Genomic DNA, 26,578 nt, shown 5'->3' with positions numbered 1-26,578 from the left:
ACAAATTAGTTATTTTGAGTAGAATTTTATACTTTATTTTCTCTTAATGTACTTTTATGTATGGTAGTATTTCTTAATAAATATATTTATATTCTACAATCTCTGGAGACTTAATTTTTACAATGGGTATGTTATTTTCATCATAATAATCTACTTCCAATTTTGTTAATTCAACAATGACCTGTATTTTGCTTTTACTTCTATTATATATTCCCTTACTTTCTATTATAATCCCATTGTATTTTGGTTCATATGTGGTTATAATCTCATACTCATGATCGTGTACATAGTTAAACATATTTAATCTTTTATAATTGTAATTATGAATATCTTCAATAAAAGGTTTGTTTATGTACTTATGTATATCTAAAGGAGTATACTCTTTTTCTTTCTTATTCATATAAGCTAGTTTGTGTTCTTTTGTCTTCACTAAATATGAATCTATATGAGCACTAACTTCCTCGTAAATCCTATCAGTAACTTCTTCTACTCCACTTTCAGCTAAGTACTTAGCTTTAAAATAGTCACACCTCAATTGTATTTTCATGTTATTATGTAGATTAATAGTCACTATTACACCTGTTACCATCATAACTACTACTAAAATTATTATTAAGTTTATATATATAAATCCTTTCATTTACTTTCACCTATGTAGATCATTCTCGTTTCTTCATTTTGAAATTTATCTCCTATTATTATTCTAATCAACCTAGATGGTATAATTTCATTTACCTTAATATATTCTATGTTTCTACTTAATACATTCTGTTCTCCTGATAAGTTTCTTCTTAATTGTCCTAAGTTTTCATAATAATACAATACTACATTCTTACTACTCGTGTACTTTCCATTTAAACTTATTTTATATACCTTTCCATGAAAGTCAATTCCCTCTAAAACCATGTCTTTTCCTTTAAACTGAATATTATCTTTATTTAATTGCCCAATACTATTTTCAATTAATTCAGCAGCTTCTTTCAAATCCAATCTATGTTCTAATTCCACACAGGTATAAACATATTTTTTACAGTATAGGGTAAATATCATCATGCTTGTAGATAATATTATAATCATAATCCCCATGGATAGGATTAATTCTATTAATGTTACCCCTTTTTTTCCTTTCATTTACATATCCCCATTATATGCCTCATATTCTTCATGAATTTCTCCATTAAATAAGTCATGATTTCCCTGTAGTCTATAGAGAACTTCTTCACCTTTGATTGTTATTAAAGTCATATTATTATAATTTGAAACGTCTATCTCTTCTTTTAGCTTTTTTCGTCCTTTAAATTCTTCCATCATATTAACACTTTTAGTCATATGATTATAGGTATGTAGCTTTTTCATCTTATTTAATAACACACAAGACTTTATTCCAATGGAGCTAATGGTTGTTAATAGGACTAAACAGATTAAGACTTCTATTAAAGTCATGCCCTTTTCAAATTTTTTCATTTTATATCCTCTACCTTCACTTCATTTGTTACAGGAAGTACTTTAATTTCTATTTTTTTATTATTTTTATTTTTTATGACAATGTTAAAATACCCACTGTTTCCATTAGAATTAAACTCTAAAATCTTTATTCCATTATGTATAAATTTGATCCTATCATTTATTTTAATATGATCTATAACTTTAGGATTAAAATTTCTTTCCTTTATCTTTATAGTATTGTTCTTTTCACTAAAAACCAACTTATATGAGGATTGTTCTTTAAGACTCATTTCCTTTGCAACTTCAATATAACTCTTTATTACTTTCCCTGTGGAACACAATAAGAAATCATCTATTTTATTATTATTAAACTTAATTGAAAGGGTAAATATTATACCTATAATGGCCATGACTAATACCATTTCAATTAATGATATACCTTTATTTCTCATATTATCTTATTTTCCTCTAAGTGGTATAGGGTATATATTACTTCTGACCTTTTCATAGGTATATCCATTACGTTAGTGCTCTCTGATTTTTTATATTTTTCATTGAGAATTTTATTTTCAATTTCTTTCCATGAGAAATTACTATTTCCAGGTATTCTTTTTAATATTTTTTCAAACATTTTATAATTTAAACTTTCATAAGGATCAATTTTCCTTAAGTCTTCTTCTTTTAAATACTTTTTTCTTATGATACTTTCAATAGAATTACCATATTGGCCAAATTCAGTTGGTATTGATATATTATTCTCCATTAAAAAGTCATTTTTGTCTATTTTGTCTAATAACCTTATAAATTCTCCTAATTCCATTTCTTCTTCCGGCTTATAGGTTAAATCATAGCTAGTACTTATGTATCCTCTTTTAGTAAATGTATATATTTCTTCTGCAGCCCAATTTGTATTAATATCCTTTGGGCATTTAAAGTAATTATCTCTCAATAGGGCATATGTACCTCCTGAGTACCTAATCTTCTCTATATCTGTATAACTTCGTTTATCTAAAGATTTAGTATATAAATATATCCATCCCTTATCCCTAAGCTCATATATTCCTACATTTTCCTTATAAGGGAAGTCAAAAGATACTTGTATAGGCTCATATATGTTTTCCTTATAACCTTCCATATTAACTTCATATATGCTTGTAAGTTTTTCGTATTTTTCAGGTATATTATATGTTTTTTTCTTTATAGATAGGTATATGTCCTTATAAAATCTATTCTTAGTAAAGTCTATACTAAATACTTTATCCTTACTTTCTCCTGTAAGTTTATCAGGCTTTAACTTAATATAGTTTACATTCATTTTAATGGTATTTATATTTTTTAATGAAAAGTTTTTGTTATATTCTTTTTTAAATCCATCTTTATAACCCTTTACAAAATTTAATATATATTCTGGTGTTTCCCTTTGTAAATTACATTCGCTGATTATTTCATAATCTTTTAAAATTGCTTTTTCCCAATCCTTTTTCCTTCCATTAATATAATCGGCTTCCCCTTTGAATTTTCCTGCTTGAGCCCCAATTTTATTCCCTGCTTTCTCTCCTTCACTGGATTGAGCATATGTTATATTAAAAGAAATTAATAATATTGATATAATTATAAAAATGATTTTTTTCACTTTTATATCTCCTCACTCATATATATAGACTTTATATATATACTGCCATTTTTTTTTGTTTTAATTGAAAACTCTAATCGTTGAATTACTGACGTAGTTTCAATTCCATTTAAGTCAAATAGATAATCCCCTTCATTTCTTGTTGGCATTATTTTATGAATAGTTCTCTCGTTGTCCTTAATAATCATTTCTGCTAAAATATTTTCGTCTTCTATTCCAACTATTTCACATCTTAAAATTTTAGTCTCTTTTGTAATTGGAATATCCTTATTAAAAAACAAAATTAATTTAGTAGCCCCATTACCATAGAACTTATAATCTATTTTCACAAAATCTTCGTTGAAAGTTAATGTGCTTTCTACAGTACTTCCCTTAGTTAAAAGATTTGGACCATATTTAAAATATGGTAAAGACTGGCTTTTATCTATTGTTTTCTCCTCTTTTTCAATTCTATTAAAAGGATTATTATTTATTTCAATAGGAAAATACATGACCTGAGGTATAATGGTAAGGGCATTTTTTTCTTCAATATTATATACGCACAAGTTCATATTCCCCTTAATAAGACCCTTTTCCAATTTTCTCAAATCCACTTCACTTATAATTATATTTTTTTCATAATTTCTTAAGGAACTAAGCAGATTTATTATCTCTTCAAATGTTCCAGAAAATTCCGTGTTTATAAGCCAACAGTTAAATGTGCTAGATATATTTTCCTCTTTCACTAGACCTATGTTAATTAAATTTAAATTGTTCATATTGAAAAATTTTTCTATTAAAGTAATAGCCTTATCTTCTTCTAAGTTAATGAAAAAATCCTTCTTTTCATTATTTAGTTTTGCTTTTTTAGATTCATATTCACTTAAATATTCATTAGCATTTTTTAGACTTTCTTTAATTTTACTAAAATTAGAATCAACTTTTATGGCTCTCTCTTTTATAGTAATTGCCCTACTTGCCTCTTCATAGGAAAAAACTATTAAATTCAATATTATAAATATAAAGAGGCAATATTTTTTCTTCTTAATATATTTAATCATTCTTATTTCATTCCTATATTAAAGGATAGATTAAATTCATATCCCTTTTTTACTTTTCTAGTTTCCATTTTAATATTCTCAAAGACATTTAAACTTATAAGACTGTTTTTATAGTTTTGCAAACTGCCTAATAAAGATGACCTTCCATATAAAAAAATTTCATTTTTTGAAACAGATAACTCCTCTAAAGAAATTTCTTTAGGTACAATATCAATTATAGTTAACAATAATAAATCATTAATATTATCTTCATCTATAATTTTTCCTTTTGCTCTACATATATTTTGGATTTCCTCATCAATCTTTTTAATGCATTCTTTATTTCGCTTTACTCCTCTGGCGTTAGTATAATCAATTTTGTTAAAAGTTTTTATTATGTCTGATTTTTTCTTTAAAATATAACCTTCACAAATAAATATACTTAATATGAGGAAAAACACTATATAATTAGTATATTTTGTACTTTTTCTTTTTTCTTCTTTAAAAAAGTTTATTTGCTTCATTAGTCCACCTACCTGTTTATCTAATGACTGACAACTCTAATATTTAATTTCAATTAATCTTTACTTCATAATTGAACCTAAGATTTCCACATTATCTAATATGCTAATCCCATTAGAAATTTTCATATGATTTATTTCCCTTAATGTAGGTAGATTCAATCCTTTTAGCTTATTAGAAACATCCCCCATAAATGCAATTTTCTCTACGGGACTTTTGTATTCCTGTTCAAAATACTTAAATAACCTTCCTACCATGTCTATAACGGATTTAGACTCATGTATTTTAATAGATTTACTAATCAGGTCATATTTGCCATTTATGATATTTAAGTATAAATAATTTTCTTCTAACCTTATAAAAGCTATGGTTTCCTTTAAATTAATTTTTTCAAAGACTTTCAATATGGAATTTGTAGCCACATCTAACACATGAGGTCTTAGATTTAGCTCTAAACACAACCCCATATACTCCTCTACCATATACTTTGGGCAGGCTGCCCATAGTACCTTTATTCCTTCATGACTACTTTTTAGAATTCTGTATCTAGTAATATATTCTTTATTCTTAGGTATATGTTTTTCCCACTCATATCTCATGAAAGAATCTATATTTCTTTTTTGCTTAATGGGAGTTTGTATAGTTTTGCATATGAGGTTAGGATTATTAAGTATGAAATATACTTTCTTACATTTAATTTTTTCATCTGCTAGTAGGCTCTTAATAGTCTCAATTCTATTAAATTCATCATAGGAATTATTAAGAGTATAAAATTTTTTAATGTTAAACATATTGTTTTTATAGTTTCCATAAATTATTTTTGTCTCTTGTTCATGTACCTGTATACATAATTTACTAAACAATTTCATACTCTCCTTTAAATAGTTTAACTATCAGTAGACTCTCCTGTCTTAGAGTCTTTTTCATCTTCTTTATTAGTACTTTTCGTATCATCTTTTTTTATTAGCTCTACTTTAATATTGTCATTTTCAGATATGGTAATCTTAAAAGAATCGAAATCATCAGATTTTGGATAAAAATCTTTACCTAATAATTCTGTTAAAAGAACTGTTGCTTTTGCTCCATCTGTATCTTCTTCACCATTAATGGTCAAATCTGTAACTTCTACACTTCCACCTTTCTTTATAGTTATTACACCTTCAGTACTATCATCAGCCAGTTTTATCTCGTCATTTAATAGAGAAAAGGTCAATGCCTTTTGAATAGTATTTTGTGCCACTGTATCTACACTCTTTTTAGCTTGATTGGTAAAACCTCCTATTTTAGGTACCACCATGGCCACTAATATGGCTAATATAGCTAATACTCCTAAGATTTCAATTAGGGTAAATCCTTTATTCTTTTTTTTATTATTTTCCATTATTTCTTCCTCCTTTTTCTTTTTTTACAAATTCTAGGAGTATTATTTGTAATTATTCCATTTTTTATAACTTTTAACATAAAAAAATAAAGTCACTATAAGTGACTTTATTTTAAACATACTCTACATAAAATTGACCGTGTCCATCATGCCAAATATAGGTGTTACTACAGATATAACTATAGTTCCTATTACCACTCCTATTATGGATAAAAACACAGGTTCCATCATTATGGTTAGTTTTTTCAATAAATTTTCTAACTCGCTATAGTAAATTTCTTCACCCTTTTCTAGTAAAAAATTTAATTTAGATGATTCTTCTCCAATTCGAACCATTAATATTAAAGTCTCTGGAAATAGACCTGTACTTTCCAATGAATTGTAAAGACTATTTCCACTTTGGATTTCATACAACACATTTTTAAATTCATTTTTAATATGTATATTATCAATAGTACCTATAAAATTATTTAAAGCTTTCTTAATAGGAACATCGCAATTTAGCATTAAACTCATACTACTACAAAAATTACACACTAGGTTTAATATTATAATATTTTTAATAATTGGTATTTTAACTTTTGCTTTATCTATAAAATATTTTTTGTTGCTATATAAACATAGAAAAAATATACTCAACAAAATTCCATTAATGATAATACCAATTAAAATTTCTACCTTGTATTCACTTATTTTAAAAATAAGTTTAGTAGAGTAAGGCAAGTTCATATCCATAGTTTTAAATATGCCACTCATACTTGGTATGACAAAATTGAATATGAAAAATAATATGCCTATAGATGCAAAGGACAAAATCACTGGATACATTATAGCATTTATAATTTTGTTCTTAATGCTTTCTCTTCGCTCATAAAAATTTGCCATTTTACACATTAAAATATTGAGTGTACCTGTATCCTCAGCAATTTTTACCATTCCTATAAAAAAATTATTAAAAGCTCCTTTACAATTCTTCATACTATCTCCAATGCTTTTACCTTCTTCAATTCCTATAGAAATAGTTTTTATAGCATCCCTTAACTTTATGCTTTTAATTTGGAAGGATAATATTTTAATACTTTCTCTGAAGGAAATATCTGCCATCAATAATGTTCCCATCATCCTACAAAATACTATTGTATCTTTATAGGAAAGTGATTTTATTATATCCATGTTCATTTCATAGCTTTTGCGTATTTTTATTGGATATAGGGATTTATCATGTATATGTGAAATCACATCATCTTCCTTTTCTGCCAAATAATCTCCTTTTACTTCATTTCCCTCTTCGTCTATGGCTTTGTATAAATATTTAATCAAGTTAACACCTCTTATTTTATAGAGTAATATAAACTCATAAAATCATCTAATGTAATAATCCCCTTTTGTAATAGATTTAGCCCTGTCTTTTCTAAAGTTCTCATACCATTTTCCACCGCATAATTCTTTATCTTATCTAAGGAAAATTTCCCGTTTATTAATTTTTTCATATTGTTATCAATTGGCATAATTTCATATACTCCTCTTCTCCCCTTATAACCAGTATTATTACAATAGTCACATCCCATTCCTTTGTACAGCTTTTTAATACTACCTACTAAAAAACTCTTATTCTTATAAGTTATCCTACATTTAGGGCATATTTCCTTCACTAGTCTTTGAGCTATCACACCTATTAAACCATTGGCTATTAAGTAAGAATCAACTCCCATGTCCTTTAATCTTAAAATTGTTGAAAAGGTATTCTTTGTATGTATAGTACTTAATACTAAATGTCCTGTTATGGACGCCTTAAAAGCAATTTTAGCCGTATCCCTATTTCTAATTTCACCAATCATTATTACATCTGGATCTTGCCTTAATAGGGCCTTTAAACCCGATTCAAAGGTCATGCCTATTTTATCATTTACTTCCATTTGATTTATATGTTCTATTTTGTACTCTACTGGATCTTCAATAGTAGTAATATTTTTATTTTTAAAATCTAACTCCTTTATAATGCTATATAATGTAGTTGTTTTACCACTTCCAGTAGGACCAGAGATTAAAATTATACCTGAATTTCTTTTTATCATATTTTTATATACTAATAGACTTTTTTTGTCTAATCCCAACTCTTCCTTCGTCTTAATAAATTCATCTCTATTTAATAATCTAAAGACTACCTTTTCTCCATATACAGTAGGGATAGTGGATATTCTTATATCAATATTATTACCGCCTGTATTTATTTCATATCTTCCATCCTGCGGAACTCTCTTTTCTGCTAAGTCTAACTGACACATATATTTTATATGTTGAATTAAAGCATCATAAACGGATTTCGGAAGATTTTCTACTCTTTTTAATTCTCCATTTATCCTAAACCTTATTATAAAATTACGCTTTTTAGGCTCTATATGAATATCACTACTTTTCATCTGAACAGCTTTTTTAACTAAAAAATTAAAAAAGGTACCTATTGAAGTTCCATTAATATGAATTGTACTAAAACTTTCTTCTCCCTTATTTCTTTTTTCCAACTCATGAATCAATTCTTCTTTGAATGATGTATCGTAATATTTTTCAATTTGGCATAATATATGACTTTTAGTTCCAATGTACACATCAATATCTAACCCTGTAGTATTTTTCATAAAATCTAATAAATTTATATCTAAGGGGTCTTCCATTAATACTTTTAAAAACGTATCTCCCTTATAAAAAGGCATTACTAGATTTTTAGTAACAAATTTCTTATTAAGTATTTCTATAACATGACTCTCTATATGGCAACTATCCAACTCTATAAAAGGAATTTTTAGTTGTTTACTTAAAGTAATATAGAACTCTTTCTCTCCCACATAGTCCTTTTTTATTAATATGCTTCCTAGTTTTTCATTAGTAATCTTTTGACTATCTAAAGCTTCTTTTAATTGTTTTTCATCTATAAGTCCTTCATTTATTAAGAGTTTTCCTATTTTACTGCTTATCATCTATATCCTCCAATGGATTATACACTTTAATCTGGCCTATCCCTTTATTATATTCTATTAAATTAGTAGTATTTTTTCTTGAGTTTAAAGCTCTATTCAAATTAGCTTCTTCACCTACTAATTTTTTCAATTCATTATTATTATGGATTAATGGTAAAATTTTATAATCCCTTTTTCCATTAATATACCTTTTATATACCCAGGTGGGAATATATGATATTTTCTTTATAGAGACTTCCCCTTTGTAACTTTTTATAATTTTAAAATCAACTACTATTCCATCTTCTGCAGACCTATTTTTTACATTCTCATACCTTTGATTAGATAGAAAATTTCCCATTGAATATACTACTGCAGTTTCTTTTCCAAATTCATTTTTAATTATAGTTATGGGTTGGATTACATGAGGATGACTTCCTAAAATAATATCTACTCCATATGAGGATAGTTTTTTAGCAATTAACTTTTGATGCTCATTGGGTTGATTATGATACTCATTTCCCCAATGAAAAAAGAAAATTATTAAATCCACCTTTTCTTTTTTCATTTTTTTAATTATTTTCTCCATTTTCTTCAAATCATTTTCAAGGTTATAATAACTAAAAGTATTAATGTATGTCTCGTATTTTTTAGGTAATACAATTCCATTTATAGTTTTATTTTTTCCATATTTTTTAGTCTCATAGGTAAATGATGTAAAAGCCACTTTTACTCCCTTAACTTCTTTTATTATATAGTCCTTGTTATAATTATCATTCCTAGTACCAATTACATCTAACCCCTTATTTAAAAGTACATCTACCGTTCTAAACATGCCTATGGCCTTCGTGTCAAAGGAATGATTATTAGCAGTTGATATTATATCAAAACCACTATTTTTAAGGGCATCTACAAGATTATCTGGAGAATTAAATTTAGGGTAGCTAGTATAAGGCTCATATCCTAATAAGGTCGTTTCTAAATTACATAAAGCTATATCTGCTCTTTCAATATATTTCTTTATATATTTAAAATTATCTTCGAAAGAATATAACTTATTTTTCAAGTCATATTGAGCTCTTAATTGAGGACCATGGACCATTATATCTCCTACAGCCACGATATCTATTTCTTTATTTTTTTCAAATTTCTTTTTAAATTCTTTTATAAGGGCACTTTCGTCAAAGGAATATACTGTAAAAGGGTTACTTATGATTATGATGTTAATTATTATTATGCTGATTATTTTTTTCATGTAATCCTCCTTTATATCTACTCGGAATAAAATCGTAATATTACTATTCTTAATAAGTTATATATAATATACCTAAATTCCTGTGTACTGTAAAAAATCTTTTAGTAACATTAAAAAAGATGTTACAATGTTATGTAACATCTTCAAAAAATATTTATTTCTCTTTACTTTGTTTTTTACAACTGCTATTAAAGGCCTTCCCTAACTTTTTTATGGCTCTTTTCTCGATTCTTGACACATATGATCTAGAAATTCCTAATAGTTTTGCAATTTCCCTCTGAGTTTTGCTACCTCCATTAGCTAATCCATACCTCAATTGTATTACAGTCCTTTCTCTTGCCTTTAAAACACATTTCATTTTTTCATATAATTTTTTCACTTGTATCTTTAATTCCACCTCGTCTAAAACTTCATCTGTCTCTGTGCCAAGAATATCTATTAATGATATTTCATAATCATTAACAAGTTATAAAAAATTATAATACATTGTGAAATTTTTATTTAAATTTCAAGAATAATATTGTTAATATTTACATATTAATAGATTTAAACTATTATTTTTTAGGAGGAAAAAAATGAAACATAAAAATTTCAAACTTTCCATGTTTTCTTTTGTATTCTTAGCATTACTTTTAAAGATAATGTACTTATAAATCAAAAGAACTAAATTAAAAGGGTTCTCTTTTTGAGAACCCTTTTAGTCTAAAAGCTACTTCTTATATTTTCATTCATTTTTGTATAGTTTTTCATAAACAACCTTACTAATTGCTAAAACCAACACTTCTATTAAGGCTGCCAATTGACCTATTTTTTCTATTTGTTCCTTGTGTTTCTCATTCATGTTTAAATTACTATGCTCTAATACTAAAGTTAATTCATTATAAGGAATAGTAAAATATATACCATATACTTCTTCATCCCTATAATTTTTATAAGGTATCTTATTAGAATAATCTATTGAGGATTTTATTTTTCCAATATTTGCACTCTGCTTTCCTACAGCATTAGGAATAAATCTTGACTCAGTAACAAATATGCCTTCATTATCCAACATAAAACTCTCTGCATCTTCTCCTATTAATTTAGAATTTGCCATTATATCATTCAAATATGTTAAATCCACCTTAGCATATATGGCACCAATGGCTTTCTTGTCCCTATATACTGGAATTGCCACATCCGTATATATGGTATTCTTTATTTTTAATATTTGTCCAAAGGTCAATTCTCCATCTAAAGCACGTTTTATACACTCGTTATCCTCAAAGTTTTCTTGTGCATAATTGTTACCATATATTAAATTTAAATCGTTATCTATAACGTATATATCAATAAAAATGTCTCTATTTTTAAAATTAATATATTCTATAATTCTATTCACATTGTCACATTTCATCCCTGATATGGAATAGCCTTGTGCAATTAAATTTAAATTATAAAGAACATTATCATAAAATTCTAAAATCCTATTTTCTTGATCTTTGCCAATTGTATATAAAGTTTTAGTAGTAGTGTCTAATATTTGTTCTTCACTAATACTTTTATAAAAAAAGCTTGTACCAAATGCAGTTACAGCAGCCAATATAACTATTAGTCCATAGACAAACTTTTTATTTATTTTCTCTAGCATTTTCCCACCCCTGCTATATAATATTACTTAGCCTGTCTATGTGCTAACAAATTTTATCATTTATTTTTTACTAATGATTTCTTTTTTTAAAATTGATATAATACTTTTTTTAATTTCTTCTTCAATTTTTTCTTCCATATAATCACTATTTAATGTGGGCTTTACTATTATTATATTTATCTCTTCTCCCATCTTCTTATCATCCCCTTAATACTTAATATGCGTGGACACTCATTTTAATAATAAAATTTTTAATAGTTAATAATAAATTCATTGTCTAGTAAATATACTCTAATAACTAAACTTTCATAGGTGATTATATTGAAAAAAGTATGTATCTATTTAAGAAAATCAAGAGGAGATGAAAATTTAGAACAAGATCTTTCAACTGAAGCCTTAAGAAAACACGAAGATACCTTACTAGATCTAGCTGATAAAAGGAATTACATAGTAACATCCATAAAAAGGGAAATTGTGTCTGGAGATAGTTTGATAAGTAGACCTGAAATGTTATCTCTCCTAAAAGAAGTGGACAACAAAAATTATTATGGAGTACTATGTATGGACATTGATCGCTTAGGAAGAGGCAATATGAGGGAACAAGGTCTAATACTAGATACATTTAAAAAATCCCATACTAAGATAATAACACCAAGAAAAATTTATGATCTAAATAATGAATTTGATGAAGAATATAGTGAATTTGAAGCCTTTATGGCAAGAAAAGAGTTAAAAATAATCACTAGGCGATTACAACGAGGTCGAATTCGATCTATTGAAGAGGGGAATTATATTTCTCCAAATCCACCCTTTGGATATTTAATAAAAGAAGAGCATAATGAAAGATTTTTAATACCTAAAGATAGTGAATCCTTAATTGTAAAAAAAATATTTCACTGGTATACTACAGAGTCTATAGGTTCTAGTAAAATAGCTCACCGATTAAATGATTCAGGTTACACAACTCATACTAATAAACCTTGGAATAACTATTCCATATTAAATATATTGAAAAATCCCATATATACAGGGAAAATAACTTGGAAAAAAACACGAACTTACAAAGACTCCCTTGGAAATAAACATATTGTTTCTCAGAATAAAAGTAATTGGATGGTTGTTGATGGAAAACATGAGGCCTTAATCACAAAAGAAACATATGAAAAGGCTCAGTCCATACTAAGTAGCAGAAGAAATTCTCCAGTTCCAGGAAAAAGACAATTAAAAAACCCCCTAGCAGGGGTAATATTTTGTGAAATATGTAATAAAAAAATGATTCTAAGGCCATATAAAAACAGAGAACCTCAACTAATATGTACTAGTAAATGTGGCAATAAAAGTAGTAAATTTTCCCTAATAGAAACCTCTTTAATTTGCAATTTGAGAAAATATTTTTCAAATTACCCTATAACCATTCATATGGAAAAGGATTTATTAGATGACCTAAATTCTTCTATTTCCTTTTATAATAATTCAATCAATTACAATGAACGTCAATTAAGGGAATTATATTTACAAAAGACTCAAGTTTACAATTATTTTGAAAGAAAAATATATGATAAACAGTTATATGAAGAAAGAGTGTCTTTCTTAAAAAATAAAGAACTTCATATTAATAATCTGATTTACAAAAACAAAATACACCTGCAAGAGTCTCTTGGATTAAAAGAGGATTTAAAAAGGAATTTGTCCATTAATCGAGACTTAATGGACCATTATTTTCTATCCAACAATATAGAAGAACAAAATAGATTTATTAAGAGTCTTTTGTATAAAGTCACCTACTACAAACCTAGTAAGAAGAATCTCACTTTGAAAATATATCCTAAGTTAAGATGCTAGACATATCTATTGGGATTTTTCTAGCATCTTTTTAAATTTATACCTATATATGACATATATTATACTTCCCTGAAGTATCCACTGAATAGATGTTATCCACCAAACATATGTTACTGAACTCTTCTTTATGACTATAAAATAATACATTAAGGGTAATCTTATTAACCAATTAGTGGCTAAAGCCACTATAAAAGGATTCTTAGTATCTCCTATTCCCTTTAAAACACCTTCAGTTGTCATTGATATGGCCATTGGAATTTGTTCAATTGAAGCAATCATTAAACATATGGTTCCTAATCTTATAACTTCCGTTTCTGAACTTTTAATAAACATCTGTATGAGATTGCTTGGAAATAGAATAAATATGCAGGAACATATTCCCATTACACCAGCACTTAATATTATAGATGTATGAGCATATTCCTTTGCTTTGTCATATCTATTCTCACCTATTTTTTGACCTACTAAAGTAGTAGATGCCACTGCAAAACCCCAGCCAGGCATGAAAGATAGTGATTCTATGCTCACTGTAATTTCATTAGCTGAAAATGCCACATTTCCTAAAATCATTATCATAAAAGTATTTATTAATCTAGCAATGCTAAAACTTGCCTCTTGTAGACTAGCAGGAATTGATAATTTCATCAACTCTTTAGCTCTTTTTAAATTCATCTTAAAGATTGAATTGATTTTAGGCTTTATACATTCTTTATTTCTAATATGTATCAAAGTATATATATATGCACTTACACTAGCTATGGAAGTGGCCATGGCTGCACCATTTACTCCCATTTCTGGGAATCCATATCTTCCAAAAATTAAAATCCAATCTAATCCAATATTTATAATATTTAATATAATAGACGAATATAGAGGTGTTTTAGTATCTCCTTGTCCTCTTAAAGCTCCATTCAAACTATTTCTCATCATATTGAAGAATATTTGTACAGAACATATTTTAATGTAGCTTGTCCCTAAAATTATAACTTCCCTATCTGCTCCTGCTATTGATAGAATCTCTTTTGCAAAAGTAAAAAATACTGTAGATATTATAATACTTAAAAATAAAGTTATATGTAAACTTACAGATGCATATTCCTGAGCTTTTTTGTAGTTCTTAGCCCCTACACTTCTAGCTACTAAAGATGTTACCCCAACACTTATGCCATTTGCCACAAAAATTCCTATAACGGTATATATTATTTGTGCACTGAGTCCAACTGCCGTTACAGTAAGTTTACCACCATATTTACCTACCATCATAGTATCACATATCCATATTAACATATATAAAATCATTTCTCCTACAGCTGGTAGAGCTAAGTGGAGAACATCTTTTATGGTTCTTCTATTAATAAAAAATCACCTCTTTAATTTTGATAAGTAGTTAATGATAATTCGTTGCCTTCTTTATCAATTCCTATAGGATCTTGTAGTGATACTTCACTCTTAGTTTTTTTACCAGATCTTATTGTCATTAATATTTCATTAGGAATACTAAACTTAATGCTACTTAATGAAGATTACCAGGGGATGTTATCGTACATATCACCTCTAAAAACAGGAATTAATTTTTCCCTCAATCCTTTATCAACTTCCTTTAACTTTAAGTTATCTATTTTAAATATTATAGAATCATCAACCTTTAACTTTAATGCCAATTCTTTTGCAGTGTATGACATGTTTTTTCTAAGATAACTTATTTTTTTATTTTTATTTCTAAAATAAAAAAACATATTTTTCCTCCTTTTTTAAAAATAATATATATAATATATTACTTTTAAAAAAGTAATAAGTAAAGAAAAATATGCCCTAAACTTTTTTATTTAATTTTCTTCATTCTTCCTATCTTCAACTAACTCCTTTGCTTGCATTATTAAATCCGAAGCAGCCATACCTGTATTTAAACTCATTTCTATTACTCCATTAGTAATTTCTACAATGTACTTGTCCATAATAATTTTCCCTCCCTAATTAATAGATAGCTAGTACCATTGTATGCATGACTTATATTTTTTATACCAATTTTTATAATAATAAAAATACTTTTTTTCATAATGTTTGTTCCCTTTTTAAAAGGATTAATGGAATCTCATGTTTTATCTTAATATATTCTTATAAGGTAATTTTGTTTTACATTTCCGTATTTTTATTATCTCTCAATTTTTTACATAGGATTTCCTTGTTATCTTCAGTAATTTCCAATTCATCTATATAATTTCTAACTATCCTGCCATGAGTAGTAATTATATGTCTTTCTAATATATCTATTCCATCCTTCCCCTTTGGCATATTTATTTTCACAATCAATCTTCCTCCTCCTTACGAAGATATATTTCCCTTTTAATTAAATTTATTCAATATGGCTTGTAATAATTATGTAAAATCATAATAATTTTATATATTACTTAATATTTATATTAAAGGTGATGTTATGAAGTGTGCCATATATTCAAGGAAGTCTAAATTCACAGGTGTAGGTGATTCTATAGAAAATCAAATACAGCTTTGTAAAGAATATGCTATGAAAACTTTCAATTTATCAAATGAGGATTTTATAGTATATGAGGATGAAGGATTTTCAGGAGGTTCTATGGATAGACCTGAATTTAAAAAAATGTTGTTGGATGCCAAATTTAAATCATTCAATATGCTAATATGTTATAGGCTAGATCGGATTAGCAGGAATGTAGCTGACTTTTCATTTCTTATTGAAGAATTAAACAATTATAATATTTCATTTATATCCATTAAAGAACATTTTGACACATCCACCCCTATGGGACGTGCAATGATGTATATAGCTAGTGTTTTTGCTCAGTTAGAAAGGGAAACTATAGGTGAACGTATAAGAGATAATATGCTTCAATTGGCTAAAGATGGCCATTGGTTAGGTGGAATATGTCCTACTGGATTTAAATCTACATGCATAAAAGTAGAGGATGAAAAGAAAAAAATAAAGAAAATCTATAATCTAGAATCTATTCCAGATGAAATACGTACTATAGGGTTAATTTTCAACAAATTTTTAGACTTAAAATCTCTAACTCAATTAGAAAACTATTGTATGGAAAAAAATATAAAAAGTAAAAATAACATTAATTTTTCTCCCATCACTTTACGTAATATATTAACTAATCCAGTTTACGCCGTGGCTGATTTAAATATTTATAATTATTTTATTACAAATAATTATTCCATTTATGGACATAAAAATCTATTTAACGGTAAACACGGTATTATGGCCTATAATAAGACTATTCAAAAGAAAAATATTTCCAATAAGCTGCGGACTCCATCAGAATGGATAATAACCATAGGCTCCCACAAGGGAGTTATTCCTAGTGAAAAATGGATTACTGTACAAAATATACTATCCCAAAACAGCTTCAAATCCTTTAGACGAAGAAAGTCATCACAAGCTCTTTTATCTGGAATCTTATATTGCAAAAATTGCGGTGCCCGTATGAGACCCAAAATTGGTAGAACTAACAAGAATGGATTAAAAAGTTTTTATTATATATGTGAAAATAAAATTAAAAGTAAAAAATCCCATTGTTCCATAAAAAATATTCAAGGTAATGAACTTGATAAAACTTTATTAGAAAATTTAAAAGTCTCCTTTCAAAAAAATCCAATTTTTATTGAAGCCTTATGTAAAAGTGATTTTACTTTTACTAGGACAAAAAAAAATTCTGATTTAATTTTACTTAAAAATATTATTAAAAAAAAGGAATTTCAAATACAACAATTAGTCCAGTCCATATCCTACTCTGAAGAAGAATCTATTCGAAAATACATTTTTAAAGAAATAAGAACTTTAGAAGAAGATCTAAATAAATTAGAAGGTAAATATAAAATTATGTACGATAAATTCACTGCCCAATCAGATAAATTTAATCTTGATGATTTAGCTGATACAATAGGTAATTTCCATAAATTAATAGACTTATTAAGTAATGTGGAAAAAATTAGTTTAATTAATAGTTTAATAGAAAAAATCATCTGGGATGGGAATATTGTAGAAGTGATTTTTATGGGATCTAATATAAAAAATAATTCATATAAAAAGGATTGTTAATAAAATTAACAATCCTTTTTATAATCTATAAGACAATTTTTATGTTTCCATTAAACAAATATAGCATTTTCTATACATCTGGCAGCATAAGTAGCCAACCTAGTACCCTTATTCCTATCAAAGGAAGTTATGGCTTTTATTAAACCAATAGTCCCAATAGAAATCAAGTCATCCATTTCGCGTCCCGTATTGTGGTATTTTTTCACAATGTGTGCAACCAATCTTAAGTTCCTTTCCACTAAAATATTTTTTGCCTCTTCGTCTCCTTGTTCATACTTTTGCAAATATTTATTTTCTTCTTCCGGAGTAAGCGGAGTAGGAAAAGAACTATTGCTTGATACGTATGACACAAGCATATATAGTGGTTTAATCATAACAATAGATAAAGTAGTAAATAAACTCAACATACCTTTGCACACCTCCTAAAACCCATCACTTTTAAATTATATGTAGAAAAATAAGATTTTGTGCATGTCTTTAATGAATATTTTACTTTTAATGTGTTTTTTCTATCTCATCTAATATATCTTTAAATAGTGGTGCAGCCACTTGACCTCCAGACCCTCCATTTTCTATGCATATACTTATAACATATCTTGGATTATCGTAGGGATAGAATCCTGTAAACCACGCATGTACAACATACTGTCCATTTGCGGTAGATTGTGCAGAACCAGTTTTCCCTCCGAAACTTATATCTTTGTCATATATATTTTTTGCAGTACCATCCACTACTACCTTTTTCATCATTTTCTTCAACTTTTCTGCTATAGATTTATCTATTACAGCATTACTAGGGGGTTTTTCTATTATTTTACTATTATTTTCACCAACAATTCCCTTTAATACATACACGCCCCTATCAATTCCATCATTTGCTACTATATTGGTCATCTTTGCAATCTGGATTAAAGTACTTTCAAGGGGCCCTTGGCCTATTGAAATATTACCTATACCAGACCCCTTAATATAATTAATATTTGGAAGGAGACCTTCACTTTCTTCTTCTAATCCTATTTCTGTTTTTCTTCCAAAGCCTAATTTTCTTGCCATATTCAATATATTTTCTCCACCTATTTCTTGTCCTAATTTTATAAAATATGAATTACAAGATTTACTAAAAGCTTCTTCCATATTTATCTCCCCATGGCCTCCCGTTTTATAGCTATGACACTTAATAACAATGTCATCTATTTCTTCATATCCATCACACAAAAAAGCTTTATCCATATCTACACCAGTTTCTAGTGCTGCTGCCGCCACTACAATCTTAAAGATAGACCCAGGAGGATAGGACACCTGTATAGCCCTATTATAAAATTCTTTATCCTTTTTTCCCAAATATGAAGCTATATCTAGTGGATTAAAATTAGGTCTACTGGCCAGGGCTAATACATTTCCTGTCTTAGTATCTAGAACCACTACACTACCATTCTTATATTTATTGTCTAGTTTTTCTTCTACAATAGTTTGGATTTTTTTATCTATAGTAGTTATAATATCTTTTCCATCATTATTATTTAGCTTTTTTGATTTTTCAATACCTAATATTCTTCGCTTTTGTGCATCTACTACTACTTCTATTTTTTTATCTTGACCTTGTGTTAAAATATCATTATATTTCCTCTCTAATCCATATTGCCCCTTATTATCTGCCATATTTATATATCCTATTAAATGTGCCCCTATTTGATTTGCTTCATACCTTTCTTCGTAGGCTACAATGAATAATCCCTTTTCTCTTTCTAAACTATTAATTATATCTGTATTATAATCCTTTACCTTTAAATCTAGTATTCTTTTTAAGGTTAATTTATTTTTTATGTTCACACCAGTAATTTCTTCAATTTTAGTAAGATTATCTTTACTAGGTAAAAAAATTTCAGGATATATGATCATATGCTGGCTTCTCACCCTGTTAGTTAGAGGAATCATATTAGTATCATATATGGTACCTCTTTTAATTCCTATGGGAATTTCCTTAGTCCTTTGATTGGTAGCTGAGGATTCATAGGTTTTGCCTATTATTACTTGTATATAAAATAATCTTATAATTAATACCATCATTATGAAGCTAAACAATGTAGCAATTATTTTAACCCTATTATATTCTTTCTTTTTTTTATTTTCTCTTCTACCCATATAAAAACCCCTCCTTCATATGACACATTTTAATTCTATCCATATAAAGGAGGGGCTATACTCTATTTTATTTTATATTCTTCACCATTTTGCTTCTCGTAAATTATAGATTTTACTTTTGATACCATAATATCTATAGCTACTTTATTGTATCCACCTTCTGGAATAATAATATCAGCATATCTTTTAGTCGGCTCTATAAATTGAAGGTGAGCTGGTTTTACAGTATCCAAATACTGTCTAATCACCGATTCTAATTTTCTACCTCTTTCATTTATATCTCTTGTTATTCTTCTAACTATTCTCACGTCCGCATCTGTATCTACAAATATTTTAATATCCATAAGGTTTCTCAATTTCTCATCTTCTAGAATCATAATTCCCTCTAAAATAATAATGTCCTTAGGATGTACAGTAACAGTTTTAGTTTCTCTAGTATGCTTTGAAAAATTATATATAGGCTTTTCTATAGCCTTGTTATTAAGTAAATCGATTAAATGTTTGTTTAATAGATCAGAATCAAAAGCTAAAGGATGATCATAATTAGTTTTAATTCTTTCCTCCATAGATAGATGAGTCTGATCCTTATAATATGAATCTTGTTCTATTATTGATATATTTGTTTGAGGAAGACTTTCAAATATAGCCTTTGCAACTGTACTTTTCCCTGATCCTGTCCCTCCTGTAATTCCTATTAATATGGGTCTACTCAATTTAATCATCCTTTCTAGGTCTTCTAAGTATATAATATTTTTCCACTGGTTTATCTACCTTGATCTTTATAATTTGTTTTGCATGAGGTGCCACTTCAATTTCCTCATTCTTGTCATTTAACATTACTTCAATAGTTTGATTAGAATTTCCTACTTTAGGACCCATTATCTCTATTTCTTCTCCTTTAAAAATCCTATTTCGCTGTTCTACTGTGGCAAGCTTAGTCTCAGAATCATAATCTAGGACAACACCTATAAAATCATAATCACGCACATAGGAACTACTTCCATAATGTTGTTCCGTATGACCTGGTTTCTCAAAGTAAAAGCCTGAACTGAATTCTCTATGACTAGCCTTTTTAATTTCATCTAGCCATTTTGGATTAAACTTAAAATTCTCTTTATCTCTATAATATGTGTCTATAGCTTCCCTATATACGGAAACTATATTAGCTACATAATAGGCACTTTTCATTCTGCCCTCAATTTTCAAACTGTATATACCAGACTCTATTACTTTATCTATATGCTCTATCATGCATAGGTCCTTAGAGTTGAAAAAGTATGTTCCCTTTTCATCTTCTTCCACCTTATAATATTCTCCTGGTCTTTTCTCTTCTACTAAATAATAATTCCATCTACAGGACTGAGCGCAATCGCCCTTATTAGCATCTCGATTTGACATATAATTACTAAGTAGGCATCTTCCAGAATAAGAAATACACATGGCACCATGAATAAAGGCTTCAAACTCTAAGTCCTCATCTGTCTTTTCTCTAATTTCTTTTATTTCCTTTAATGATAATTCTCTAGCTAAAACTACCCTTTGTATTCCTTGCTTATGCCAGAAGTTAGCACTCATATAATTAGTATTATTAGCTTGAGTACTTAAGTGAACCTCCATATTAGGAATATACTCCTTTACGTACATTAAAGTACCTGGGTCTGATAATATTACTGCATCTGCACCTATTTCTTCTAATTTAGTTAAATAGTGCGGCAGTTCATTAAGATCATCATTATGGGGAATAATATTTAAAGTAACATATACTTTTTTCCCTCTTTCATGGGCAAATTCAATTCCTGTTTTCATGTCTTCTAGTGAAAAATTCTTTGCACTAGCTCTTAATCCAAATATTTGTCCTCCTATATAAACTGCATCTGCTCCATATACAATTGCCATTTTTAATCTTTCTAAATCACCTGCTGGAGCTAACAATTCTACTTTTTTCATAAATTTTCCTCCTAGCCTTTATAACTTATGGCAACACCATCACCAATTGGTATTACGCATGTGGTCAATTCATCTTTTTTATTGATGTAATCAATATAAGTTCTCATTCTCTTTACTATAGTCTTTTTTCTTCTCACTACGTATTCATCAGCAGCTATCATTCCCTTGTATAATACATTATCAGAAATTAGCACTCCACCAAATTTTAATTTATCTATACTCAATTCTAAAAAATTCATATATTGGCCTTTAGCCGCATCTAAGAAAATCATATCAAATTGTCCATCTACATGTTCTAAAACTTCCTCTGCACTACCCTCTATGATTCTTATTCTGTCTTTCAAGCCTGCCTTATCTATATAATTAGTAGCCTCAACCACTCGATCTGGACGTCTTTCTATGGTAACTATTTGCCTGTTATCATCATCCTTACATAATATTATTGAAGAATATCCAATAGCTGTTCCAACTTCCAATATCCTTTTAGGCTTATGCATTTTTACAAGGACTTCTAAGAACTTAGCCACTTCTGGTTGTACAATAGGCACATGGTTTTCTTCTGCATAGCTTTCCATTTCTTTTAAAATCCCATCATATCTTTTTATATTATTCCTTATATATTCTTCTACTACTTCATTAACTATATTACTCAAAATATACTAATCCTCCTTGCACTTTATAAAAACTAATACGTTAACGTATTAGTTTTCATGTTAGCTTCTATTTTTATCCGTTAAATGTTCCTTATAGCTTTTGTTGAAATAGTGTTGCCCATTTTTTCCCACTACAAAATATAAGTATTGTGTGTCGGCAGGATTTAGAGCAGCATTAATAGATGCCTTTCCAGGTGAAGCTATTGGACCTTCTGGTAACCCTGCATAAAGATATGTGTTATATTTAGAATCGATTTGAGTATCTTTTATAGATAGTTTAGGTTTTCTATCTTTTAAAATATATTGTACTGTAGCACATGATTGTAATTTCATATTTTTATCTATTCTATTATAAAATACACTTGCAACTATGGGTCTTTCTTTATCATACTTAGCTTCTCTTTCAATAACAGAAGCTAGTGTAACTATTTCTTTAATTGTCATATCCCTATCTATACTTTTATTTTTATATGCTTCATAAAAAACATCATTAAACCTGTCCAGCATTTTCATTATAATTTCATTTTCACTAGCACCTTCATGTATTTCATAGGTATCTGGAAATAAGAATCCTTCTAGACGATTTTCTCCCTTAGGAATATCATTTAAAAATTCATATTCAAAATTCCCCTCATTAACCAGTTTATAAAATTTGTCTTTATCAATTAAGTTCATGCTTGCAAGTCTATCTGCAATTTGCCTTAATTCAAATCCTTCTGGTATTGTAAATTTAATAGTATTTTCTACTACATTTCCTAACACCATTTCGTCAACAATTTTTTTTGCACTCATACTTTTAGATAATATATAGTTTCCCGCTTTTAATTTGCCGTTAGTCTTTGATAGCTTATTTAATATTCTAAAAGTAGTAGTATTGTTAATTAATTCTTTATCTTTTAGTATGTTCCCAATTTGAGATGTTGATACACCTTTAGGAATAGTAACTAGTATCTTCTTATTATCATTAGGATTTACTGGTCCTATTTGAATTTTGTAGTATGTAATTAAGATAAATAGAACGCATATTACTATTCCTACAGCGAAAAATTTTTTCTTGTTTTTCATTTTAATTCCTCCAAAGGCTTAAATCCTATCTAATCTATTATACATTTATCTACATCTATTTACAATATTTTATCTTAATTAAGTAAAAAAACTATTAAAGAGTTCTCTTTAATAGTTTTTTTAATATTGTGAAATACTATTCCTTTATTTTTATTCCTTCACCTATAATCTTGTATATGTCTATTATACTTCCATAATAATAGGTAATATCATTGGACTTCTCTTTGTTTTTTCATATAAGAAACCTCTTAAACTATCCTTTATAGATGATTTTAATACGGCCCATTCTCTTATTCCATTACTCTCACATACTTGTAATGCATTTTTAACCACTTTTCTAGCTTCTTCCATAAGCACTTCTGATTCTCTAACATATACGAATCCTCTTGAAATAATATCAGGTCCTGATACTACATGTCCATTTTCTTTCGTTATAGTAACTACAACTACCATTAACCCATCTTCTGACAAATGCTTTCTATCTCTTAATACTATATTTCCCACATCTCCAACACCAAGTCCATCTACTAGTATCTTTCCAGCAGGTACACTGCCCGCAACTCTAGCATGGTCCTTTGAAATTTCCACAACTTGGCCAGTTTCTATAGTAAAGATATTTTCTTTTGGCATTCCAAGGCTTTCAGCCAGTTTCCCATGTTGTCTTAAGTGTCTATACTCCCCATGAACTGGTATAAAAAATTTAGGTTTTGTTAAAGCATGCATCATTTTTAATTCTTCTTGACATGCGTGACCAGATACATGCACATCTGCTAAGGCTTCATATATTACATTGGCACCCTTTTCAAATAATTGATTTACAACTCTAGCTACAGTTTTTTCATTTCCTGGAATCGGTGTAGCTGACAATATTACTAAATCACCTGGATGTATCTCTAATTTCCTATGCTCAGATGAAGCCATTCGTGATAGCGCTGACATAGGTTCTCCTTGACTTCCTGTAGTTATAACTACAATTTCATGGTCTGGGTATTTATTAATATCATTTATATCAATTAATATATCATTTGCAACTTTTAAATATCCCAACTCCATAGCCACGTTTACCACATTCACCATACTTCTTCCTGATACAGATACCTTTCGATTGAATTTATGAGCTGCATCAAAAATCTGTTGTACCCTATGAACATTAGAAGCAAAGGTAGCTACTATTATTCTCTGAGTGGCATTCCTAAATATATTCTCAAAAGTTACACCTACAGTTCTTTCTGACATGGTATATCCAGGTCTTTCCACATTTGTTGAATCTGCCAATAGTAAAAGTACTCCTTTTTTCCCAAGTTCTGCCAATCTATGAAAATCTATAGGTTCACCATCTATTGGAGTAAAGTCTATTTTAAAATCTCCCGTATGAACAATAACTCCCACTGGTGTGTGAATAGCTAAACATACTGCATCTGCAATAGAATGGCTGGTTTTCATAAACTCTACTTTATAATTTCCTAATTTAATAGTATCTCCTGGCTTTACTATATTAGTTTGAACACTAGATACTAATTTATGCTCTTTTAATTTATTCTCTACTAGGCCTAATGTTAATTTAGTTCCATAGATTGGTACATTCAATCTCTTTAGAACATAAGGTAATGCCCCAATATGATCTTCATGTCCGTGAGTTAGAACGATCCCTCTAACCTTATCTTTATTCTTAATTAGGTAAGTTATATCCGGTATAACGATGTCTATTCCTAGCATGTCATCTTCCGGAAAACTCATCCCGCAATCTACCACTATAATATCATCCTTATATTCAAAGGCCATCATATTTTTACCAATTTCATTCAACCCGCCAAGAGGAATTACTTTAACTTTTGCTGTTCTTCTTGCCACAATTATCACTCTCCTTATATTTTGGTATATCTATATTTTAGTTATTATAAAGTCTAAATTAAGCCGTACATTTTAACACTTATTTAATTATACTTGATTTGGAATATGTTAGCAATATTTTAAACTCTCTCATTATATATTATTATTGCTCACTTTATACATATGTAAACACTATGATTAAATTATACTTAACTATTTATTAATAAAATCTAATCATTGTGGCAAATTTCCCATACTCAAATAAAATCCTGTAACTTTTTAGCTACAGGATTTATTACACTTAGAACAATGACCAAAGAATTTAACCTTATGATCACTTATTGTGAAATTGTAATTTCTCTCAATTTCCGATTCTAATTCATCTAATAGATCTACTCCCACTTCTATTATAGCCCCACATTTTGTACAAATCAAATGATGATGCTGATGATTGTCATCATCATCATTCAGCTCATATCTACTACATCCATCATCTAAATTTATTTTTGAAATTATATCTAACTCATCTAATAATTGTAACGTTCTATATACCGTAGCCAATCCAATTTCTGGACACTTCTCTTTAACTATATCATATATTTCTTCAGTACTCAAATGTTTTCCCTTGTTTTCTATGATAGTATCTAAGGTCGCTCTACGCTGGGGAGTCAGTTTATACCCCTTCTCCTTAAGTCTATCTTTAACTGTCTCCATTATCTCATTCACATTTACACCTCTTTATTTTTAAAATATGTATTTTTTTTCACGATTTAGCTAAAAAGCTACTTATCTTTCTTAAAAATATTTAAACTACACCCTTTACATTCACTACATTTCATTCTGCATTTAATTATACTTAGACACCTTGGACATTTAGTAGCTTTCTCATCTTCTATTCTACATCCACATTTCTCACACATGAAATTTGTAACCTTATTCATTAAACTCATCGATTACTTTCATAACTATTTCCTCATCTGTAACTAACTCAAGGACTTGATTTTCAACATCTAGGACTTGAAATACTACTACCCCTTCTTCTTCATTATCATCTAAAGGCATTAATATTGCATACGTATCATTATCCATTTCAATCATATCTATTATTTGAAATCTTACTTCTTTATTATTTTCATCTATCAAATTTATGTATCCCTTTTCCATTATATTCACCCCTG

The 26,578-nt window shown here is 28.1% G+C and carries 31 protein-coding genes; 2 read left to right on the top strand and 29 right to left on the bottom strand.

Annotated features, from left to right (window positions below):
* Nucleotides 1-73: 73 nt before the first annotated feature.
* From CCE28_RS00530 to CCE28_RS22635, 15 genes are all read right to left on the bottom strand, one after another.
* Complete coding sequence (locus tag CCE28_RS00530; protein WP_095129896.1) at nt 74-640, bottom strand: hypothetical protein; 567 nt, start codon at nt 638-640, stop codon at nt 74-76.
* A complete protein-coding gene (locus tag CCE28_RS00525; protein WP_095129894.1) occupies nt 637-1,131 on the bottom strand; it encodes a type II secretion system protein in 495 nt (164 codons plus the stop codon). Before CCE28_RS00525 ends, CCE28_RS00530 begins: the two co-directional genes overlap by 4 nt.
* The gene (locus CCE28_RS00520; protein ID WP_095129892.1) at nt 1,132-1,464 is read right to left on the bottom strand and encodes a type IV pilus modification PilV family protein; all 333 of its coding nucleotides are present in this window, start codon (nt 1,462-1,464) and stop codon (nt 1,132-1,134) included.
* On the bottom strand, nt 1,461-1,898 hold the full coding sequence (locus CCE28_RS00515; RefSeq protein ID WP_095129890.1) for a type II secretion system protein: 438 nt from the start codon (nt 1,896-1,898) through the stop codon (nt 1,461-1,463). Before CCE28_RS00515 ends, CCE28_RS00520 begins: the two co-directional genes overlap by 4 nt.
* The gene (locus tag CCE28_RS00510) at nt 1,895-3,079 is read right to left on the bottom strand and encodes a hypothetical protein (protein WP_095129887.1); all 1,185 of its coding nucleotides are present in this window, start codon (nt 3,077-3,079) and stop codon (nt 1,895-1,897) included. Before CCE28_RS00510 ends, CCE28_RS00515 begins: the two co-directional genes overlap by 4 nt.
* A 2-nt stretch (nt 3,080-3,081) precedes the next feature.
* Nucleotides 3,082-4,068 (bottom strand): hypothetical protein, encoded by a 987-nt coding sequence (locus CCE28_RS00505; protein ID WP_141228294.1) that lies wholly within the window; start codon nt 4,066-4,068, stop codon nt 3,082-3,084.
* Nucleotides 4,069-4,121: 53 nt separating this feature from the next.
* Nucleotides 4,122-4,622, bottom strand: a complete 501-nt coding sequence (locus CCE28_RS00500; protein ID WP_095129883.1) for a hypothetical protein — start codon at nt 4,620-4,622, stop codon at nt 4,122-4,124.
* 60 nt (nt 4,623-4,682) lie between these two features.
* Nucleotides 4,683-5,483: a type IV pilus biogenesis protein PilM gene (gene pilM, locus CCE28_RS00495; RefSeq protein ID WP_095129881.1), complete on the bottom strand. Its 801-nt coding sequence runs from the start codon at nt 5,481-5,483 to the stop codon at nt 4,683-4,685.
* A 23-nt stretch (nt 5,484-5,506) separates the two neighbouring features.
* Nucleotides 5,507-6,001: a type II secretion system protein gene (locus CCE28_RS00490; protein WP_095129879.1), complete on the bottom strand. Its 495-nt coding sequence runs from the start codon at nt 5,999-6,001 to the stop codon at nt 5,507-5,509.
* A 123-nt stretch (nt 6,002-6,124) separates the two neighbouring features.
* Nucleotides 6,125-7,321: a type II secretion system F family protein gene (locus CCE28_RS00485; RefSeq protein WP_095129877.1), complete on the bottom strand. Its 1,197-nt coding sequence runs from the start codon at nt 7,319-7,321 to the stop codon at nt 6,125-6,127.
* Nucleotides 7,322-7,332: 11 nt separating this feature from the next.
* Nucleotides 7,333-8,976, bottom strand: a complete 1,644-nt coding sequence (locus CCE28_RS00480) for a GspE/PulE family protein (protein ID WP_095129875.1) — start codon at nt 8,974-8,976, stop codon at nt 7,333-7,335.
* Nucleotides 8,963-10,210, bottom strand: a complete 1,248-nt coding sequence (locus tag CCE28_RS00475; protein WP_095129873.1) for a CapA family protein — start codon at nt 10,208-10,210, stop codon at nt 8,963-8,965. The genes CCE28_RS00480 and CCE28_RS00475 overlap by 14 nt, the downstream gene beginning before the upstream one ends.
* Before the next feature lie 154 nt (nt 10,211-10,364).
* A complete protein-coding gene (locus CCE28_RS00470) occupies nt 10,365-10,643 on the bottom strand; it encodes a sigma-70 family RNA polymerase sigma factor (protein WP_278277509.1) in 279 nt (92 codons plus the stop codon).
* A gap of 291 nt (nt 10,644-10,934) precedes the next feature.
* Entirely contained in the window at nt 10,935-11,840 is a 906-nt protein-coding gene (locus CCE28_RS00465; RefSeq protein WP_095129869.1) for a cache domain-containing protein, read from the bottom strand.
* 60 nt (nt 11,841-11,900) lie between these two features.
* Nucleotides 11,901-12,032: a hypothetical protein gene (locus tag CCE28_RS22635; RefSeq protein ID WP_278277491.1), complete on the bottom strand. Its 132-nt coding sequence runs from the start codon at nt 12,030-12,032 to the stop codon at nt 11,901-11,903.
* A 129-nt stretch (nt 12,033-12,161) separates the two neighbouring features.
* Here CCE28_RS22635 and CCE28_RS00460 point away from each other — a divergent pair, with 129 nt between their 5' ends.
* Entirely contained in the window at nt 12,162-13,682 is a 1,521-nt protein-coding gene (locus CCE28_RS00460) for a recombinase family protein (protein ID WP_176461573.1), read from the top strand.
* A 6-nt stretch (nt 13,683-13,688) separates the two neighbouring features.
* Here the strand turns inward: CCE28_RS00460 and CCE28_RS00455 are convergent, their stop codons facing one another.
* From CCE28_RS00455 to CCE28_RS21935, 4 genes are all read right to left on the bottom strand, one after another.
* A complete protein-coding gene (locus CCE28_RS00455; protein WP_330396802.1) occupies nt 13,689-15,023 on the bottom strand; it encodes an MATE family efflux transporter in 1,335 nt (444 codons plus the stop codon).
* A gap of 182 nt (nt 15,024-15,205) precedes the next feature.
* Nucleotides 15,206-15,418, bottom strand: a complete 213-nt coding sequence (locus CCE28_RS00445) for a transcriptional regulator (RefSeq protein ID WP_095129863.1) — start codon at nt 15,416-15,418, stop codon at nt 15,206-15,208.
* Nucleotides 15,419-15,508: 90 nt separating this feature from the next.
* Entirely contained in the window at nt 15,509-15,637 is a 129-nt protein-coding gene (locus CCE28_RS22630) for a hypothetical protein (RefSeq protein ID WP_278277490.1), read from the bottom strand.
* A gap of 178 nt (nt 15,638-15,815) precedes the next feature.
* On the bottom strand, nt 15,816-15,992 hold the full coding sequence (locus tag CCE28_RS21935) for a hypothetical protein (RefSeq protein ID WP_176461572.1): 177 nt from the start codon (nt 15,990-15,992) through the stop codon (nt 15,816-15,818).
* A gap of 124 nt (nt 15,993-16,116) precedes the next feature.
* Here CCE28_RS21935 and CCE28_RS00440 point away from each other — a divergent pair, with 124 nt between their 5' ends.
* Complete coding sequence (locus CCE28_RS00440; RefSeq protein ID WP_095129861.1) at nt 16,117-17,763, top strand: recombinase family protein; 1,647 nt, start codon at nt 16,117-16,119, stop codon at nt 17,761-17,763.
* 50 nt (nt 17,764-17,813) lie between these two features.
* Here the strand turns inward: CCE28_RS00440 and CCE28_RS00435 are convergent, their stop codons facing one another.
* The 10 genes from CCE28_RS00435 to CCE28_RS00395 all read right to left on the bottom strand — a co-directional run bounded on the left by CCE28_RS00435 (nt 17,814) and on the right by CCE28_RS00395 (nt 26,564).
* Nucleotides 17,814-18,170 (bottom strand): sigma-70 family RNA polymerase sigma factor, encoded by a 357-nt coding sequence (locus CCE28_RS00435; protein WP_095129859.1) that lies wholly within the window; start codon nt 18,168-18,170, stop codon nt 17,814-17,816.
* Between the two features lie 88 nt (nt 18,171-18,258).
* Nucleotides 18,259-19,905, bottom strand: coding sequence for a peptidoglycan D,D-transpeptidase FtsI family protein (locus CCE28_RS00430; RefSeq protein ID WP_095129857.1), 1,647 nt, complete (start codon nt 19,903-19,905; stop codon nt 18,259-18,261).
* A 62-nt stretch (nt 19,906-19,967) separates the two neighbouring features.
* The gene (gene udk, locus CCE28_RS00425; RefSeq protein ID WP_095129855.1) at nt 19,968-20,618 is read right to left on the bottom strand and encodes a uridine kinase; all 651 of its coding nucleotides are present in this window, start codon (nt 20,616-20,618) and stop codon (nt 19,968-19,970) included.
* Between the two features lies 1 nt (nt 20,619).
* Entirely contained in the window at nt 20,620-21,852 is a 1,233-nt protein-coding gene (locus CCE28_RS00420) for a peptidase U32 family protein (protein WP_095129853.1), read from the bottom strand.
* Between the two features lie 11 nt (nt 21,853-21,863).
* Entirely contained in the window at nt 21,864-22,505 is a 642-nt protein-coding gene (locus CCE28_RS00415; RefSeq protein ID WP_095129851.1) for an O-methyltransferase, read from the bottom strand.
* 60 nt (nt 22,506-22,565) lie between these two features.
* The gene (gene mltG / locus CCE28_RS00410; RefSeq protein ID WP_095129849.1) at nt 22,566-23,570 is read right to left on the bottom strand and encodes an endolytic transglycosylase MltG; all 1,005 of its coding nucleotides are present in this window, start codon (nt 23,568-23,570) and stop codon (nt 22,566-22,568) included.
* 183 nt (nt 23,571-23,753) lie between these two features.
* A complete protein-coding gene (locus CCE28_RS00405; RefSeq protein WP_408606984.1) occupies nt 23,754-25,424 on the bottom strand; it encodes a ribonuclease J in 1,671 nt (556 codons plus the stop codon).
* Nucleotides 25,425-25,679: 255 nt separating this feature from the next.
* On the bottom strand, nt 25,680-26,126 hold the full coding sequence (locus CCE28_RS00400; protein ID WP_176461571.1) for a Fur family transcriptional regulator: 447 nt from the start codon (nt 26,124-26,126) through the stop codon (nt 25,680-25,682).
* 56 nt (nt 26,127-26,182) lie between these two features.
* A complete protein-coding gene (locus tag CCE28_RS21930) occupies nt 26,183-26,350 on the bottom strand; it encodes a hypothetical protein (protein ID WP_207652844.1) in 168 nt (55 codons plus the stop codon).
* The gene (locus CCE28_RS00395) at nt 26,334-26,564 is read right to left on the bottom strand and encodes a DUF1292 domain-containing protein (RefSeq protein WP_095129845.1); all 231 of its coding nucleotides are present in this window, start codon (nt 26,562-26,564) and stop codon (nt 26,334-26,336) included. The genes CCE28_RS21930 and CCE28_RS00395 overlap by 17 nt, the downstream gene beginning before the upstream one ends.
* Nucleotides 26,565-26,578: the final 14 nt, after the last annotated feature.

The organism is Anaeromicrobium sediminis (assembly GCF_002270055.1).
In the GTDB taxonomy this organism is placed as follows: Bacteria; Bacillota; Clostridia; order Peptostreptococcales; family Thermotaleaceae; genus Anaeromicrobium; species Anaeromicrobium sediminis.
Note: the sequence above shows the minus strand (reverse complement) of the source record. Positions and strands in the feature narration are given on the sequence as shown.

What these genes read in the sequence shown, in the direction of transcription:
- CCE28_RS00530 (WP_095129896.1), bottom strand. Translation starts at nt 640, where the DNA reads ATGAAAGGATTTATATATATAAACTTAATAATAATTTTAGTAGTAGTT.
- CCE28_RS00525 (WP_095129894.1), bottom strand. Translation starts at nt 1,131, where the DNA reads ATGAAAGGAAAAAAAGGGGTAACATTAATAGAATTAATCCTATCCATG.
- CCE28_RS00520 (WP_095129892.1), bottom strand. Translation starts at nt 1,464, where the DNA reads ATGAAAAAATTTGAAAAGGGCATGACTTTAATAGAAGTCTTAATCTGT.
- CCE28_RS00515 (WP_095129890.1), bottom strand. Translation starts at nt 1,898, where the DNA reads ATGAGAAATAAAGGTATATCATTAATTGAAATGGTATTAGTCATGGCC.
- CCE28_RS00500 (WP_095129883.1), bottom strand. Translation starts at nt 4,622, where the DNA reads ATGAAGCAAATAAACTTTTTTAAAGAAGAAAAAAGAAAAAGTACAAAA.
- CCE28_RS00490 (WP_095129879.1), bottom strand. Translation starts at nt 6,001, where the DNA reads ATGGAAAATAATAAAAAAAAGAATAAAGGATTTACCCTAATTGAAATC.
- CCE28_RS00480 (WP_095129875.1), bottom strand. Translation starts at nt 8,976, where the DNA reads ATGATAAGCAGTAAAATAGGAAAACTCTTAATAAATGAAGGACTTATA.
- CCE28_RS00475 (WP_095129873.1), bottom strand. Translation starts at nt 10,210, where the DNA reads ATGAAAAAAATAATCAGCATAATAATAATTAACATCATAATCATAAGT.
- CCE28_RS00465 (WP_095129869.1), bottom strand. Translation starts at nt 11,840, where the DNA reads ATGCTAGAGAAAATAAATAAAAAGTTTGTCTATGGACTAATAGTTATA.
- CCE28_RS22635 (WP_278277491.1), bottom strand. Translation starts at nt 12,032, where the DNA reads ATGGGAGAAGAGATAAATATAATAATAGTAAAGCCCACATTAAATAGT.
- CCE28_RS00445 (WP_095129863.1), bottom strand. Translation starts at nt 15,418, where the DNA reads ATGTTTTTTTATTTTAGAAATAAAAATAAAAAAATAAGTTATCTTAGA.
- CCE28_RS22630 (WP_278277490.1), bottom strand. Translation starts at nt 15,637, where the DNA reads ATGGACAAGTACATTGTAGAAATTACTAATGGAGTAATAGAAATGAGT.
- CCE28_RS00440 (WP_095129861.1), top strand. Translation starts at nt 16,117, where the DNA reads ATGAAGTGTGCCATATATTCAAGGAAGTCTAAATTCACAGGTGTAGGT.
- CCE28_RS00435 (WP_095129859.1), bottom strand. Translation starts at nt 18,170, where the DNA reads ATGTTGAGTTTATTTACTACTTTATCTATTGTTATGATTAAACCACTA.
- CCE28_RS00430 (WP_095129857.1), bottom strand. Translation starts at nt 19,905, where the DNA reads ATGGGTAGAAGAGAAAATAAAAAAAAGAAAGAATATAATAGGGTTAAA.
- CCE28_RS00420 (WP_095129853.1), bottom strand. Translation starts at nt 21,852, where the DNA reads ATGAAAAAAGTAGAATTGTTAGCTCCAGCAGGTGATTTAGAAAGATTA.
- mltG (WP_095129849.1), bottom strand. Translation starts at nt 23,570, where the DNA reads ATGAAAAACAAGAAAAAATTTTTCGCTGTAGGAATAGTAATATGCGTT.
- CCE28_RS21930 (WP_207652844.1), bottom strand. Translation starts at nt 26,350, where the DNA reads ATGAGTTTAATGAATAAGGTTACAAATTTCATGTGTGAGAAATGTGGA.
- CCE28_RS00395 (WP_095129845.1), bottom strand. Translation starts at nt 26,564, where the DNA reads ATGGAAAAGGGATACATAAATTTGATAGATGAAAATAATAAAGAAGTA.